The following is a 16,558-nucleotide window of genomic DNA, read 5'->3' as shown; positions in this document are numbered from 1 at the left end:
CGATTCTTTACTTTTGCCTTTCGTTGTGGCTTCTCGTATACTAAACTGCGTTAACAACTATTGACCTAAGCAACTTGTAGGCGGGAGTTTATGCAACCCAATGGAATTCTAACGCTGACAACCGATTTTGGCAGCGTTGATGCGTATAGCGCAGTGCTCAAAGGCGTGATTCTTTCGGTTAATCCTCAGGCAACCTTGATCGATGTGACCCATGAAATCGATGCCCAACGGATTGCCCAAGCGGCCTATTTATTGCACACAGGCTATCGCTACTTTCCCGATGGCACTGTTCATTTGGTGATTGTTGATCCAGGTGTGGGCGGTGATCGTAAAGCTGTGGCGTTGTGTTCGCCCCGTTGGGCCTTTGTGGCTCCTGATAATGGTGTGCTTTCGTATATTTGGAAGGATTTAGTCGCCGAATTTGGGCGTGAGCAATTACAGTTGATCGAATTAACTGATGATCGCTGGTGGTTGCCCAAGGTTAGTGCTACCTTCCATGGCCGCGATATTTTCGCGCCAGTTGCCGCGCATCTTTCAAAAGGTGTGCAGCCTGAGGAATTGGGCCAACCATTGGCCGAATTGATCGACTTGCCTTTGGCTGAGCCACGTCAACGCCCTGACGATGCTTGGGAAGGCCGCATCATCCACGTTGATAATTTTGGCAATTGTATTACCAATATTACCCGTGATTTTATTGCTCAGCATGGTGGCATCGAGCAAGTTGAAATTGGAATTCTCGATCAGCAAATTGGCCGAATTTGCCGCACTTACGCCGATAGCGAATGGGGCATGGTGATGGCGTTGTTTGGTTCTAGCGAACGGCTTGAACTGGCGGTGCGCAATGGTAATGCAGCTCGCATGCTCGGCGTTGGCATCGGCGATAGCCTGCGAATTCGCTTTGTAAGCTAAGTCAAAAGGCAAAAATCAAAAGGCAGAATACTAGGCCTTTGATTTTTGCCCTTTTTTGGTACTTTAATCAATTAAAGTAATCCTGCGATTTTGATGATACCATTTATATTCGATTTTTTGACTTTTGACTTCTGATTTTTGCCTTTAAAAAACTATGTTTGATACACTCAATAGCGAACAACGGGCGGCGGTAATGGCGCAGCTTGGGCCAGTTTTGGTCAAGGCTGGCGCGGGCAGCGGTAAAACTCGCGTGCTGACCTACCGCATCGCCTATTTAATCGAGCAGGGCGCTAGCTCCGATTCGATTGTTTCGGTGACCTTCACCAACAAAGCCGCCAGCGAACTGCGTACCCGCTTGCGCGATCTTTTGGGCAAGCGTAGCCGTGGCCTGACTGCCGGAACCTTCCACGCGATTTGTGGCAAATTGCTGCGCCAACATATTAATGGACGAATTCGCAATTACACTGCCAACTTTACAATTTACGCTGGCGATGAGCAATTGCAACTGGTGCAACAAGCCATGGATGGCTATACCGGACGCATGCCGCACGATCTTGAAGCACCGCAAGTGCTCAATTTGATTTCGCGCTTCAAAAGCCGCATGCAACCACCAACCTTAGCTCGGCAGATGGCTAGTGATCCGGTCAGTCAATATGCAGCAGCGATTTATCGCACCTATCAACGTCAGCTTGAGCGCTCGAATGCTGTTGATTTCGATGATATGATCGTGATGACCTACAAGCTGTTGTTTGAGCATCACGATGTGCTCGATGAAGTTCAATCGCGCTGGGCGCATGTGTTGGTCGATGAATATCAAGATACCGATTCGGCCCAATATGCCTTGCTCGAGTTACTTTCACGGCCAGTTGCTCAGCGCCCACGCTCATTGTTTGCGGTTGGCGATGCCCAACAATCGATCTATGGTTTTCGCAACGCCGATTACACGATCATCAATCGCTTCACCCGCGATTTCCCTGAAGCCCAAGTGGTTGAGTTGTTGACCAATTATCGTTCGCGCCAAGAGATTCTTGATGCGGCCTATGCCGTGATGCGCCATTCGGTCGCTGTGCCAGCCTTGACCTTGAAAGCTGCGCGTCGTTCGCCGCCAGTGCCAGCCTTGGTGATCAACGAGGCTACTGATGATCGCGCCGAAGCCGATGCGATTGCCAAATCAATTGGTAATTTGCTGAGCACAGGTCGTCGCAGCAAAGATATTGCGATTTTGTATCGTTCGCGGCATATGAGCCGTGGCCTAGAAACGGCGCTGCGCCAAGCACGGATTCCCTATTCGCTCAAGGGTCAAGCGGGGTTTTACGATCGGCGGGTGATTCGCGATGCTTTGGCCTTTTTGCGGATTATTGCTAATCCCAGCGATAGCCTGAGCATGAATCGGATTATCAATGTGCCAGCGCGTGGCATTGGCGCTAGCACAATCGCCCATCTCACCAGCAAAGCTGCTGCACTGGAACTACCGCTCGGTGAAGCCTTGTTGAAGCGTGAAGCATGGGAAGGCTTGAGTGATCGAGCCAGCCAAATGGTCAGCGATTGGGCACGCAAAGTCTATCGTTGGCGCAAATTGGCTAGCGGCAGCTACCCACCCGAGGGCTTGTTGCAAACGGTGCTGCAAGAAAGTGGCTATCAATCCATGATCGAAAAAGACTGGAACGACCCTGAGCGCAGTGATGCCCTGGCCCACCTTGAAGAATTACGGGTTGCTGCTGGCGAACATACCAGCCTCGCAGCCTTTTTGCAGGAAATTGCCCTGCTGACCAACGTTGAAGACAAAGATGAGCGTGATGCTGTTCAATTGCTGACCATCCACGGAGCCAAAGGCTTGGAATGGCCAATTGTCTACGTGGCGGGCTTGGAAGAAGGTACATTGCCCCACGAACGTTCGTTGGTCGAAGCAGGCGGGGTGGAAGAAGAGCGGCGTTTGTGCTATGTGGCCTTGACCCGCGCAGGTGAACAACTCTATCTTTCGCATGCCAAAAAACGCCAACGCAACCAACGTAATCCATCGCGCTTCCTTGATGATATTTTGGTTTATGGCCGTGAACGCGCCAAAGCCAAGGCTTTCTAACCGTTCGTTAACCTTTAGGTAAACTTTTGAGCCTACACTCAGAGTGTTAGGATTTTTGCAGCGTAGGAGTGACCCATGAAAGAGTTAATTGCCCAACTTGTCGAGAAGGCCAACTTAAACGAAGAGCAAGCCAACAAGGCGGTTGAAGTGGTCAAAGGCTTTTTGGGCGATAAACTGCCAGAAGGTTTGCGCGGTCAAGTCGAGGGCTTTCTGACGGGCGAAAATATTATGGATGTCGCTGATAAAGCCAAAGGCTTGCTCGGCGGCTTGTTTGGCAACAAAGAATAGTCCCAACATCGCCTAACTCAATTGATCAAGAGCAGCCAAGCTTGGCTGCTCTTTTGTTGTATTAGCATATGTCGAAAATTTGATACAATAGCAACACTGTGTGGCAAAAGGAACGTGATCTATGCAAAGCACTCGCATTGTTGACCCTGATCAACTGCCTGATCATCTGCGTTTAGGCCGTTATCTGGGCTTAACTGCCATCGCAATTTACCTTGGACTATTTACCGGGGCTGGCCTGACTGTGATGATTCCCGATGCCTCGGATTTCATCATGCAATCGAAAATTCCGCTTAGCGGTTTTGCGGTGCTGATACAAGGCTTATTTTTCATTGCCGCTCGCTTTTTTGCTCGCCGGAATGAGATCAATCGTAGTATTTACCTTATGATGCTTGGCTGTACCTTATTGCCAATGATCATTACCTTTTTCAATCCAATTGAATGGCCACTCAGTGTTTTGTATGTTTTTTTGATGTTGATTATTGCGGTTCAGTTTGTTAATAGCTATAACCTCAAACGGATTAGTATTGTGGCTTGGCTTTCAATTATTATCATTTTGTTTTTTGGCTTTATCTTCAATGATCAATATAATTATCCAAAAATCAATGTGCTGTTGATTATGATTACCTCTGGTGCACCAATCGTCACCATGATTATTTCAATTTTGTTTAGTTTTCATCGACGCTTGAATTTGACCTTGCGTGAAGTCAAACGAATTAATTATTCGCTAGAAGAATCGCGCGATTCGTTAGAACAACAAGTTGAGCAACGCACCCAGCAATTGCAACAGACGCTCGGCGAATTACAGCAACGTAATCAAGAGCAAGCAGCCTATGTTGCCCAAATTGAGCAACAACGCCAAACAATTCGCGAATTAAGCGTGCCAGTGCTGCCAGTTAGCCGCGATACCTTGGTGTTGCCAATTGTCGGCACTGTGGAAAATGAACGCTTACGCGATTTACAGGCGATTGCCTTAGGCGAAATTCAACGTCGTCGTGCTCAACGCTTGTTGCTCGATGTAACGGGGCTTTCATGGTTTGATAATGATGTGGCTGCTGGATTACTGCGTTTGATTGATGCTGCCCAATTGCTGGGAGCCAAGGTTGCCCTAATTGGCGTGCGGCCAGAGGTAGCTCAAGCTTTGGTCAATTTGGGGATTGTTTTTGATAATGTGGCGATCTATCGCGATTTACAATCGGCATTGAACTAGGGAAATGGCCGAATTGCCCCAACATAGCGGCTGCTCCAATAGCTATTGGATAAATCGGAAACGCGAATGCCTAAACTCTCGGAGAGCGCCTGAATCACTTTGCCATTGCCAGCATAAATGCCCACATGGCTCACGCCTTTTTTATAGGTATTTTTGAAAAAAACAATATCGCCAGGCACTAAATCGCGGCGACTAGCAACTTTCTCGCCATAACCACCAGTCCATTGTTCGGCGGCGCTATGGGGCATATCGATGCCTAATTTGCCATAAACATACAGCACCAAGCCTGAGCAATCGAAGCCACCGCGCGGAGTTTCGCCGCCCCAAACATAGGGATAGCCTACATATTTGCGGGCCAAACGCACCGCTTCAAGCGCGTTGGGCGAGGCACTCAAGGTTGGCACACGCCGCAAAATATAGGCATCGGCTTGTAACAGTTCGGCGGAAACCCAGCCCTCAGTGCCATCGTTGGTGCGCACATTGAACCAACCCTCACGTTGTTGCAATAAATTGACTTGCCCATGCTCAGCGCTCAAGGTCGTGATAATTTCAGCTTCAGTTTGCGGCTTCGAGCGAACATTAGCTCGTTCAACCGTTAATCCCGCCACTAAAACTGGATTTGGGTCGGCATGCAGATTAACTTGGGGCAGGGTTTGGGCTGAACTGGCCAAGGCCACATAACTATCATCAACCCAACCAAGCGCTCGTTGCGGGGTTACAACTTGCAGCCAGCCCTCAAATCGGCCAACTACTGTCAACGGCGTGGTGTTGAGCAAAATCGCCATGGGCAAATAATCAACGCTCGGGCCATCGCGCAAATTCAATTCCTCGCTGGCAACCAACCCAGCAATTGTTGTAGTAAAGACCGTATCAGCAGAGATCGAATCATACAATAGCGCACTAGCGGTTAACGGCAAGGTTTCAGGGATAGCCAAGGCCTGGGCTTCGAGTTCGGGGTTTAAAACGGGGGCTTGCCAATCAGCAGGAATTGGCTCATCGAGGGTTGCGCCGACGCGCACAATTTGCGGTGTGGCCGTTGCCCCAAGCGGCGCGGGAGAGGTTGCGGGAAACGTCCACCAAAGCAGCAACGGCACAGTTAACCCAGCGCCAAGCAATAACCCAGCGATCTGCAAGCGCCGACGATCCCGTGCGAGGATTGGCAATCGGGGCATATTGACGAATCCTTATTATTCAAAAATGATTCCATAGGCTTGATTCAGCTGCTGCAAAGCGGCAGCAGGCAATGGTAAGCCAAATTCTTGAAGGGCATGGCTGAAATCATTGAAATAATATTCGAAACCTGCCGGAGCCGCAACTATCAATGCTATGCCGGGACTGGTTCCAAGCGTGCGGAATGAATGGCGCACGCCCATTGGGAGATTAACCGTTGCCCCCGCCTCGGCAACAATCGTCTCACCATTAATCCAAAACTCAAAGACCCCCGCTTGAATAATAAAGGTTTTATCTTCACGGGTATGGATGTGTTGCATAACGCTCGTTCCAGGCAAGCTGGTATATTCAACTAACGAAAACGCCCCATCAGTATCCGCGCCGGTTAATTTGACCGCAACCTGGCTGTGCTGGGTATTTACCATTGGGTTTTCCTCAAACACCCAAGGTTCCGTAAGCTGTGACATAGGCAACCTCCGCTGATTATATTGATTATAGGCGATCGATAATGTGCTGCCTATGAAGCTTTACTGTGATCTTTGGCTAATACTATTCGCATTCGTGGGGAAGCCCGAAGTACGGGTGGTTTGCTCGGAGGGCGGTTAACCCTAGGTGTACGAAGTCTCATAATTATGGATGAAACTTCGCAAAGAGTGAGCCATTTTTAGCCCCTGATTTGTTTGATTTTCTGCTAGCTCTAAGTTGTTTTCTGGTTTACCACTATGTTTCTTGGCCCCTAGCCCTCTCTTTGCCTCTGCGTTAAATTCTTACTTCGCGTCCTTCGCGTTCTTCGTGGTTAACCATCCACGCCTTCGCCCCAACGCTCAAGCCATACGCCAGCACCAGCCAGCTCATGCCAAACCTAGGAATTTCGACCGCTGCCCAAGATAAATCGGCCAGCCATTCGGCGGCCTCAACGACCCAAGTTAATGCCGCCCATGTGATTGGCAAGGCCAGCAATGCTAACCAACGGCCAAACAACCCCAAGCATGCTAGCATTGCGCCGCTGGCCATAATCAACGGCACAACTGGCACAATCAGTACATTGGCGACGGGTGCAATCAACGAGAGATTACCAAAATGATACAGAATGATCGGCAGTGTCCAAATTTGGGCGGCCAATGTTGCGGTCAATGGCTCGATCATCCATTCGAGCCAGCGCCAACGCAGCCACTGCCGCAATTGAGCTTCAATTGGCTTGCCCCAAGCAAACAAGCTCGCCGTGGCCAAAGCTGATAGTTGAAAGCCTAAATCCCATAAGGTGTGCGGATCGATCAGGGTCATGAGCCAAGTTGCTGCCGCGAGTGCCGCCCAAGCATCGGATTTGCGACCAAGCGGCTGGGCTAGTGCCACGATTGCGCCCATCAAGGCAGCGCGAATCACAGCCCCGCTAGCTCCCACAAAGGCTACATACACCACAATTGCGCCAATTGCCACCATGGTGGCGTGGCGTTGACTAAGCTTTAAGGCCTTGCCCAAACCCAATAACGCCGCCACCACAATTGTAATATTCCAGCCTGAGATGATTAAGATATGCGAAAGCCCAGTGCGATTGAAGGTATCCCACACAGTTTGAGGCACGCTGCTTTTGACTCCCAGCAACATTCCGACCAAAACTGCTGCTTGCGGTTGCGGCAACGTTTGGTTGATGATTGTTTGCGAGCGCTGTTTGAGCGCGATTAAGCGTTGATAGACTGAATTTTTTGCAGGCAAGGCTTGTTCAACGGTTGCAGGCTCAAGCATGGCATAAATCGAGCGGCGACGTAGATAGTCGGCATAATCGAAATTTGGGCTAGCGGTTGGCGTGATGATTGTGCCGCTGACTAACAAACGTTCGCCATTACTGCGTGGTGGCTCGGCTGGAAGAGTTAACATAATCTTGCCAGTTGTGGCAACTCGTTGCTGATTATCTTGATAAGCATGGACGGCTAAAACCACCCGTTGTTGCTGTGGAGTCCATTGCGGCTGGCCGACAATTACTCCTTCTAAACGAGTTGTCATGCCAATCTGTTGACGAATATCGTCAAGATTTGAGGAATTTTGACTGACCGCCATTCGTACTACCCCTAGCATAGTACCAGCATATATTGCTATCAGCATAACCCGCCATGATTTTCGGATATAGATAATGAGTAAAATAATCGCTATTGATGCCATAAAATATAGATACCATGCTATTTGTAGCCTATCATTTAACCACAGCCCAAGCAGCCAGCCAGCAGTAAAACCACAAAGTCGCATATGCAAACTCCTCAATAATGCTGGTTTTTTAGAGCCGCAATCCCCTAAAAATCCCCCATGTCACTATTGCCACTGGATGGTGGTGAAAAATAGTAAAATAATTTTTATCCCTTTGTAGTGGCCTAAAAATAGTTAAAAATTAGTTGAAACAACGTATCAACAATTTTGCATATTGAAATAGGGCGTGGTATTGTTTTCTTGCGCCGATAGTACTATTCAAGCAAACCAAGACTCAGACCCTTCCATAAGCGCCATGAGCATGATAATGCTCCAGCTTTGGCCAACCGATGACTTCTAGCATGATGTCGCCCGACCTCATCAGAGAAGCCAGCGCCAGACCTGCCACGGCACTGCAATTTCGTAATTGGCTATGAACAACGCTCGTTGTTGATGCGCCAGCTGTATGACTATTTTCGTCAATTTTGAATAAGCTGCTGTTTTATGTGGTGGCTTGCTGATGAGCTAGTTGTTCTCGAAATCCCTACAAATTGCGGAGGTTATAATTCTTTATGGTTCGCAAACGTTTAATCACTGTGGCTGCATTGCTCGGTTTAGTTGGGGCTGTCTTTGGTTCTGCTGTTAGCACTGGTGCTCAAGATTACGACAAAGTTCGCGGGCAGTTGATCCGCACTTATCGCGAAGCCGAAGCCAAAGGCGTGCGCCCAGATTGGGTCACCGCAGCGGTTGATACCAGCTTGAATCACTTCGCTGGCAAGGGTGCCAATAGCGCCAATTTGCAAGTGCGTGGCGTTGATCAAGATGATCTGGGCATCAACGTGCGCCTTGACCAAACCTATGCTGGCTTGCCAGTCTTTGGCGGCCAAGTCATTGCGCACCTCGACAATAAAGGCAATGTGACCCAAGAAAGTGGTGAACTCTTCGCGGTTGATGGGATTGATACCAGCGCTAGCTTAAGCTCGGCCGAGGCGATCAAAATTGCTCAAAGCCAAGTCAAGTATGATTTCAACGCCAAAAACGCGAGCGGTACAGAAGTCAGTAGCGAACTCAAAATCTTGCCACGCGAAGGCAAAGATTCGGTGATCGTCTTCCAAGTAAGCTTGCACATTGAAGATGGCAGCGAAGCAACCGCTCACCACGAGTTCTTCATCAACGCCAAAACTGGCGAAACTGAGTTGTACTACAACGACATGGATGGAGTCAACGCGACTGGGACTGGCAAGAGCTTATACAGCGGCAATGTCTCAATTACCACCGACTTGGTGAGTGGGGTTTACTATCTGCGCGATAACTCACGCGGCGGGATGTACACCACCAACATGAACAACCGCACCACTGGCGGTAGCACCTTCACCGATGCTGATAATGTTTGGGGAACCAACACGACTGCCAACGTTCAAAGCGCTGGCGTTGATGCCCACTATGGCGCTCAATTGACCTGGGACTACTACTTGAGCAGCTTTGGCCGCCGTGGCATCGATGGCAATGGCTTCCGCGTATTGAGCCGCGTGCACTATGGCAATCGCTATAACAACGCCTTCTGGAACGGCTCAAGCATGACCTATGGTGATGGCGATGGCACAACCTTCCGTCCATTGGTTTCGCTCGATGTTGCAGGCCACGAAATTACCCACGGTCTGACCGAAAAAACCGCTGGCTTGATCTATAGCAACGAATCAGGTGCTGCTAATGAATCATTCTCGGATATTTTCGGCACAATGGTCGAATATAGCAGCGGCACAGGCGATTATCTGATTGGCGAAGACATCTACACCCCAGCCACCGCTGGCGATGCGTTGCGCAATATGTCGAACCCAGCCGCCGAAGGCGACCCCGACCACTACAGCAAGCGCTACACTGGCACTGGCGATAATGGCGGCGTGCACATCAACAGTGGGATTCAAAACCAAGTCTTCTATCTGTTGGCTCAAGGTGGAACCAACCGCACCTCTGGCTTAGCAGTAACTGGCATTGGCCGACCAAAAGCCGCTGCGATCTTCTATCGTGCCTTGACGGTCTACTTGACCCCAAGCTCAAACTTCAAGGCCGTGCGCACCGCAACCCTCAACGCCGCCCGCGACCTCTATGGCGCAAGCAGCGCTGAATACAACGCAACTGCTCAAGCCTGGACGGCTTGTGGCGTACAATAAGCACTAGCTAAATCTCGTTTCCAAGCACACGCTCCATGTGGGGCGTGTGTTTTTGTGTATTGTGAGAATGATTACCAATGCTCATGCACGTTTAAAGCGCCCAACTGTGCTACACTGCCTAGCAGAAACCATTCTAGTTGCTGTGAGGATGTTTATGCGCCGTTTTTGGATTGGGATCATCACGCTGATTGTATTGTTGAGTGGCTGCGATGCTCAGCAATTTCTGGCCACGCCAAAACCAGGTAGCTCCAATAATTCAAATCAACCGCAAGCCGAAGTGAATCACATGGCGTTGGGCAACCCTAGTGGAGCCTTGCCCGAAACTAGCAGCAGCGATAACTACTTGATCCAGCGCCCAGAATATAGTTTGGCCTATAATCGCAAACTGAATATTCTCAATTGGGTCAGTTGGCATCTCGATATTGGCGATTTAGGCAACACCGACCGCAGCCAATTTACCACCGACCCCGATTTGCCCGAAGGCTGGTATCGAGTTAAGCCGACCGATTACACCAACAGCGGCTATGATCGCGGCCACATGTTGCCATCAGCCGATCGCACCGCCTCGGAAAGTATCAATCGCTCGGTGTTTTATATGACTAACATCGTGCCGCAAGCTCCCGACAATAACCAAGGCCCATGGAAAGAATTTGAGGATTATTGCCGCGATTTGGTGCGTGATGGCAAGCAACTTTATCTGATCGCTGGCCCCGAAGGCTCCGACGGCAGCATTGGCGACCCAAAAATTCGCGTGCCCAAGTATGTTTGGAAGATTGCGCTGGTGCTTGATGCTAACGATCAGATCAGCGATATCAACCGCAACACCGAAGTGATTGCGTTGCGAATGCCCAATCGCGATGGCATTCGCGATAAAGATTGGCGCGATTATATCGTTTCGGTTGCCACCATCGAAGAAAAAACCAAATACACCTTTTTCACCAATTTGAGCAGCGAACTACAAAATAGCCTCAAGCAAAAAGTTGCTACTCCCTAAATCATGCGTTGCACTCAACCCCTCGCCTACAATTGCCGAGGGGTTGGGGTGAGCAAGCGTCGCGCAATAGTTGCCCGAATTGTTTGGGCTTGGCCTGCCGCCAAAATGAGCTCAGTCGCTTCAACCGAGCCAAACTCAGCCAGCCCACTCGCTGCGGCCTCGCGGCTAGCACGTTGCGGGGCGGTTTTAAGCAATTCAGCCAAATCAGCAAAGGCTCGTGCTCCACGAATGCGCACCATTGCCACCGCCGCATAGCTCTCGGCTAGCTGGCCAGGCGTAGCCAGCACAATTGTGCGAGCCGTTGCATATCCACAATCTGCACTAATCCGCCCAATCAAATACGCTACCAACCACGCGGGAGCTGTGCCAGCCTCAAATGCAGCAATTAGCAATTTGGCAGCAGCAGGGTCGGGCATCCGCTGAACCAGCATGGCATCAACCTGCTTGAACTTGGCAGGATCATGCAAGGCATAGCGTACCAATTCAACCGCTGAGTAGGTATGTGAATCTAAGGCTGTTGATCCAGATTCGATCATTCTTCGCACCCTTGAATTAAGATAGCGGCTATTCTCCTGTTGGCCGCCAGCCACGGCTAGCCCCAACAATTGTCGCCAATTCTTGACCTTGGGCATCAACTAGCACAATTCGGTTATTGCTGAGGCTGATTGCCAGCAATCCAGATGGCGATTCGCTGACACAATCGGGATAACTAAACCCCACATTGGGATAATGCAAAAATTGGCGGCTTTGGCCAGTAGCATCAATGGCTAAAACATTGGCCCCAACCCCTTGCTCAACTTGGCAGATCCAAGCATCCCCATCAGTTTTGCGCCAATCGCCAAAAGCTGTAAATAACTGCTCGGTGTTTGGCAACCACGCTACTGCTTGTTGGTTATGCTCAAAATGCCAGCCATCAAGCCGTAAGTTCCAGCTATACCCATTGCGAGCAACCGTTGCGGGTGGTGCGATCCAAGCGGTGCTAGTATTGGAAAGGCTTACCTGCTGGGTTTTTAGATCAAGCTTAAGTTCGTAGGTTTGTTGAAGGGTTGATGAAATCGATTGGGTATGATAAACCAGCGCAGCTTCATTGTTTTCAGCCCAAATTAGGCGCTCATCAAGCAGCAACGGTTGCTCAAACTGTAATCTATATAATTGGCCTGCTTGCCATAAATATAAACCTCGTGCTGCTGCCCGCCAACCATGAAACAACATGCGACCATCAGGTTGTGCTTGCATATCGATTAATCCACTAGAAACATTGCTATCCATCGTCGCAAAAACGCTGATTTCGGTTGTGTGCTCAGTAGCTGGCTCAAACTGATAGACCCATGTTGCTGGTGATGGAGCATGATTATAGGTCAGCCAAAATTGGTTATGTTGGAGCAAGACACCAACATCCGAAGGCTGTTCGCCCGTCGAATCGGCGGCGCTAATTAGCAGCCATTGATTTTTGGCAAGATCAAGAATCGCATAGCGAAATTGTTCCAACTCGGCTTGGCAACCAAGCAAAAACCAGCGACCATCATCTGACCATTGGGCAGACGGGGCGTAAGCAGAATGCTCAGAGCTACACCAACCAAGCTTTTCTAGCTCGTGGTTGGGCGAAAATAAAAGCTGGCCTTGTGGATCAAACAACCCTAGATCACGATAATTCAAGGCAGCGACAGAATCATCAAAACGTTGACTCAGTACGAGCAAGGCAGCGTTGGGCAATTCTTGCCAACGGAGATCCGCATCAACCCGCTGGACTTCCAATGCTGGCGGGATTGCTTCTACGAATAATGGTTCGGCTTCAACGAAATCAAAATGGGTCGGTAAAGCGCTGGTGAGGACTGTAAGTGTGGGTGGTGGCTCTACCAGCGTTGGCGTAATCAACAAGGCTTGGCTTGGGCTTGGCGTTGCTGCTGATGGTTGTTTCGTGGTTTGGCCACAACTCGTAAGCACCAATCCGAGCACGCCAAGAGCGATCAAGCGACGCATAGCATCCTCCAATAAACTATCTTCGCCCTAAGCGTAACAGACTGCATCACTCGCCGTTAATGAGCGATGGCTGAAAGTAAGCTTAGAAAGCACTGAAATGGATCGTTACAAGCAATGGAAACGCTCCCACGAAATAGCCAGAATATGCTATGATAGCTATAATAATTTAATCCATGATCTCTGTTAATGCGTACCTAGAGCTAAGCAAAGGAGGTCAGCCCCGATTAAATTTCCACAAGCCAGAACGTACCTAATAATTCGCAGTATGGTGGTATGTGCAATGTAGCGCAAGGAGACCCGATGATGGTTCGTCGCAAGATTCATGGTTCGTTAATTAGCCTGTTGGTATTGACGCTGATTTTGGCTGCCTGTGGCAGTGATAGCACCGCAACCACTACCAGCAACACCGGCTCGACCAATCCCGCCGAAGTTAAGGGCGAAATTACGGTTTGGGCTTGGAATGTGGCCGCCAAGAGCCTCGAAGCAACGGTTCCCTCGTTTAACCAAAAATACCCCAACGTCAAAGTTACTGTCCAAGATATTGGACGCACAGATGTCTACGATAAGCTAACTTCGGGCTTACAAGCTGGCGGCGCGGGCTTACCCGATGTAGTCGCGATCGAATCCGACCGCATGGATGTCTATACGTCAACCTTCCCCGATGGCTTGGCCGACTTAACCAGCCGCGCCAGCAAATACGAAAAAGATTTCGATCCTTCCAAATGGGCCCAATCCAAAATTAGCGATAAAATTCGCTCGATTCCCTGGGATTCCGGCCCAACTGGTTTGTGGTATCGCGTTGATATTTTCGAGCAAGCTGGCGTAGATCCTAAATCGATCGAAACATGGGCCGATTTGATCGCTGCTGGCGAAAAGATTTTGGCCGCGACCGATGGCAAAACCAAGCTCTTGCCAGTCGATATTGTGGCCGATGATGCTGGCTTCCGCATGATGACCAGCCAATTGGGCGTATGCTGTTATTTCAATAACGATGGCAAAATCAACCTGACCAATGACAAATCGGTACAAGCGCTGACCTTGCTCAAAGAAATCAACGATAAAGGCTTAGTTGCCAATATCAATGGTTGGGATGGTACAGTTGCCGCGACCAAGAATGGCGATGTTGCCACGGTTCCATTTGGGGTCTGGTATAGCGGCACAATCATCGACCAAGCGCCTGATCTTTCAGGCAAATGGGATGTGATGTTGTTGCCAGCCTTCGAAAAAGGCGGCAATCGCGCTGCCAACCTTGGTGGCTCGACCTTGGCAATTCCGGCTGCAACCAAAAATCTCGATGCAGCTTGGTTGTTCGTTGAGCATGCCTTGGCCACCAGCGAAGGCCAAAACATTATGATGGAAAAATTCGGCATTTGGCCAAGCTATCAGCCAGCCTACAGCGCTGACCTCTATAGCAAGCCAGTGGCTTTCTTCAACAACCAACCAATTTGGAAGTTGTTTGCTGATGAAATTAAGAACATTCCACCAGCAACCTACACCAAAGACTATGCTAAAGGCCAAGCAGTTTTGGCTTCAGCTCAAGCCAAAGTGCTGAGCCAAGGCATGGACCCCAAACAAGCTCTGCAAGAAGCTGCTGCCGAATTGGCCAACCAAACTGGCCGCGAAATCGCCCAATAGGTCATACCCTCACCCCAACCCCTCTCCCGTATGGCGGGAGAGGGGAGTTTGAATTAATGGCCTTTGCCTAGGAGGGTTCTATGGGGTCGCAGCTACTTACACCAGCAGAGCGCCGCCACCAATGGCGACGGCGACTAACCCCGTACATGTTTTTACTGCCAGCATTGTTGATTTTTGGCATCTTTATGCTCTACCCAATTATTGCCTCGTTGCAATTGAGCTTTGAGAGCCAACTCAACCCTAACAGCGGCTTCAGTCTCGATAACTATCGGCGCTTGTTCGGCGACACGGTGTTTCGTAAAGCACTAATCAACACGGTGTTTTTGCTGGTATTTCAAGTGCCACTGCAACTTGGCCTCGCCATGGTCTTGGCGGTGTTGCTCAATAGCGCCGTGCTCAAATTTCGCACAGCCTTTCGCTTAATTTATTTTCTGCCAGCAATTACCGCCTTATTCGCGGTAGCCTTGATCTTTCGGCTGCTGCTGAATGATGAAAAAGGCCTGATCAACTATGTGCTCAATGGCTTGGGCGTGCAGCCTGTGCCCTGGCTTACTAATGCTTGGCCCGCTAAATTCTCGCTGGTTATGGCAATTACCTGGCGCTGGACGGGCTATAACATGGTGATTTATCTCGCCAGTTTGCAGAGTATCCCAACCGAATTGTACGAGGCGGCAGAGCTTGATGGCGCAGGCGCATGGGCCAAATTCTGGGCGATTACCGTACCGATGATGCGCCCCACGATTTTGCTAACCACGGTGCTTTCAACCATTGGTACGTTGCAAATTTTCGATGAGCCATATCTGCTGACCCGCAGCGGGCCATCTAATGAAACCCTCAGCATGGCCACCTTGCTCTATCGCACGGCCTTCCAAAATGCCGAGTTTAATTATGCTTCAGCAATTGCCTACGCCATGGTCTTGATCATCGCCGTCTTTTCGCTTTTACAATTTCGCATCGCCCAGCGCGGGGAGGACTAAGCGATGGCAAAAACCAAGCTTTCCGATGAACTTGTGCCTAAGCCCTTTGTGAGCCGCTTCCAGCGTGGCGCGATCTATCTCTTATTGGTCGTTGGGGCATTTTTATCACTATTCCCCTTCTACTATATGTTTGTCCAAGCCTCGCAGCCCTCAAGCGAAGTGCTGCGCTTTCCACCACATTTGTGGTTTGGCAGCGCTGCTTGGTCGAATATTCAAGGCCTGTTTGCCAATGGCTTTGGGCGTTCGCTGTTCAATTCGGCATTTATTGCGGTGGTGTATGCCAGCCTCAGCGTTTTTATCGCTTCGCTGGCGGGCTATGCTTTTGCCAAATTCCGCTTTCGCGGGCGCTCAATCTTGTTTGGCATGTTTTTGTTAGTTTTGATGATTCCCTATCATGTCACCGCCGTGCCACTGTTTCAGCTCATGGCCAAAATTACGCTCTTTGGCGATCCAACCTGGATCAGCAGCTATCAAGCGGTGATTTTGCCTGCCCTAGCTAATCCATTTGGCATCTTCTTGATGCGCCAAAGCATGCAATCCTTGCCTGATGATCTGCTTGATGCTGCGCGAATTGATGGTGCTGGCGAGTGGCGGGTTTTCACCAGCGTGGCGCTGCCAACGATGCGCCCAACCTTGGCGGCCTTGGCAATTTATTCGTTTATGTTTCAATGGAACAGCTTCTTCTGGCCGTTGATTATTATGCGCGACAAAGCCATGGAAACCCTGCCCGTGCGGATCAACGCCCTCGTTGGCTTATCAATTATCGATTATGGCCAATTGATGATGGGCACAGCGCTCACCACCCTACCAATTATGATGATCTTTATCGCCTTCCAGCGCCAATTCATCTCCGGCGCACTCGCAGGCGCAGTCAAAGGGTAAAATCAAAAGGCAGAAGGCAAAAATCAAAAGGCAGAACCAAGGATATTTTCAAGCTGCATAGGCATTTTGCCCTTTGACTTTTGCCTT

General features: G+C 49.8%; 14 protein-coding genes. 9 read left to right on the top strand and 5 right to left on the bottom strand.

Annotated features, from left to right (window positions below; genetic code table 11):
- Positions 1-90: 90 nt before the first annotated feature.
- The 4 genes from DEF47_RS03065 to DEF47_RS03050 all read left to right on the top strand — a co-directional run bounded on the left by DEF47_RS03065 (position 91) and on the right by DEF47_RS03050 (position 4,484).
- Positions 91-909 carry an SAM hydrolase/SAM-dependent halogenase family protein gene (locus tag DEF47_RS03065; protein ID WP_012191182.1) on the top strand — a complete coding sequence of 273 codons (819 nt, stop codon included), beginning with the start codon at positions 91-93 and terminating at the stop codon, positions 907-909.
- A 154-nt stretch (positions 910-1,063) separates the two neighbouring features.
- Positions 1,064-2,989 carry an ATP-dependent helicase gene (locus DEF47_RS03060; RefSeq protein WP_012191181.1) on the top strand — a complete coding sequence of 642 codons (1,926 nt, stop codon included), beginning with the start codon at positions 1,064-1,066 and terminating at the stop codon, positions 2,987-2,989.
- Positions 2,990-3,064: 75 nt separating this feature from the next.
- Positions 3,065-3,277, top strand: a complete 213-nt coding sequence (locus DEF47_RS03055) for a hypothetical protein (protein ID WP_012191180.1) — start codon at positions 3,065-3,067, stop codon at positions 3,275-3,277.
- A 121-nt stretch (positions 3,278-3,398) separates the two neighbouring features.
- Positions 3,399-4,484, top strand: a complete 1,086-nt coding sequence (locus DEF47_RS03050) for an STAS domain-containing protein (protein WP_012191179.1) — start codon at positions 3,399-3,401, stop codon at positions 4,482-4,484.
- Here DEF47_RS03050 and DEF47_RS03045 read toward each other — a convergent pair.
- The 3 genes from DEF47_RS03045 to DEF47_RS03035 form a co-directional block, all read right to left on the bottom strand.
- Entirely contained in the window at positions 4,481-5,656 is a 1,176-nt protein-coding gene (locus tag DEF47_RS03045) for an NlpC/P60 family protein (protein WP_012191178.1), read from the bottom strand. The genes DEF47_RS03050 and DEF47_RS03045 overlap by 4 nt on opposite strands.
- A 15-nt stretch (positions 5,657-5,671) precedes the next feature.
- Positions 5,672-6,079, bottom strand: a complete 408-nt coding sequence (locus DEF47_RS03040; RefSeq protein WP_287044956.1) for a cupin domain-containing protein — start codon at positions 6,077-6,079, stop codon at positions 5,672-5,674.
- Between the two features lie 334 nt (positions 6,080-6,413).
- Complete coding sequence (locus tag DEF47_RS03035; RefSeq protein ID WP_012191176.1) at positions 6,414-7,895, bottom strand: ComEC/Rec2 family competence protein; 1,482 nt, start codon at positions 7,893-7,895, stop codon at positions 6,414-6,416.
- 509 nt (positions 7,896-8,404) lie between these two features.
- Here DEF47_RS03035 and DEF47_RS03030 point away from each other — a divergent pair.
- Together DEF47_RS03030 and DEF47_RS03025 are read left to right on the top strand one after the other, a co-directional pair.
- Positions 8,405-10,003: a M4 family metallopeptidase gene (locus DEF47_RS03030; protein WP_012191175.1), complete on the top strand. Its 1,599-nt coding sequence runs from the start codon at positions 8,405-8,407 to the stop codon at positions 10,001-10,003.
- A 154-nt stretch (positions 10,004-10,157) separates the two neighbouring features.
- Positions 10,158-10,997: a DNA/RNA non-specific endonuclease gene (locus DEF47_RS03025; protein ID WP_012191174.1), complete on the top strand. Its 840-nt coding sequence runs from the start codon at positions 10,158-10,160 to the stop codon at positions 10,995-10,997.
- Positions 10,998-11,023: 26 nt separating this feature from the next.
- On the opposite strand, the gene DEF47_RS03020 is transcribed toward DEF47_RS03025, so the two are convergent.
- A complete protein-coding gene (locus tag DEF47_RS03020) occupies positions 11,024-11,533 on the bottom strand; it encodes a hypothetical protein (RefSeq protein ID WP_012191173.1) in 510 nt (169 codons plus the stop codon).
- A 28-nt stretch (positions 11,534-11,561) separates the two neighbouring features.
- On the bottom strand, positions 11,562-12,977 hold the full coding sequence (locus tag DEF47_RS03015; protein ID WP_012191172.1) for a hypothetical protein: 1,416 nt from the start codon (positions 12,975-12,977) through the stop codon (positions 11,562-11,564).
- 300 nt (positions 12,978-13,277) lie between these two features.
- Here DEF47_RS03015 and DEF47_RS03010 point away from each other — a divergent pair, with 300 nt between their 5' ends.
- From DEF47_RS03010 to DEF47_RS03000, 3 genes are all read left to right on the top strand, one after another.
- A complete protein-coding gene (locus tag DEF47_RS03010) occupies positions 13,278-14,612 on the top strand; it encodes an ABC transporter substrate-binding protein (RefSeq protein ID WP_012191171.1) in 1,335 nt (444 codons plus the stop codon).
- Positions 14,613-14,692: 80 nt separating this feature from the next.
- Positions 14,693-15,589 carry a carbohydrate ABC transporter permease gene (locus DEF47_RS03005; RefSeq protein ID WP_012191170.1) on the top strand — a complete coding sequence of 299 codons (897 nt, stop codon included), beginning with the start codon at positions 14,693-14,695 and terminating at the stop codon, positions 15,587-15,589.
- A 3-nt stretch (positions 15,590-15,592) separates the two neighbouring features.
- Entirely contained in the window at positions 15,593-16,471 is an 879-nt protein-coding gene (locus tag DEF47_RS03000; protein ID WP_012191169.1) for a carbohydrate ABC transporter permease, read from the top strand.
- Positions 16,472-16,558 lie beyond the last annotated feature (87 nt).

The sequence above is a fragment of the Herpetosiphon sp. genome (assembly GCF_003512625.1).
GTDB lineage: Bacteria > Chloroflexota > Chloroflexia > Chloroflexales > Herpetosiphonaceae > Herpetosiphon > Herpetosiphon aurantiacus.
This window is presented reverse-complemented; position numbering and strand designations above follow the sequence as displayed.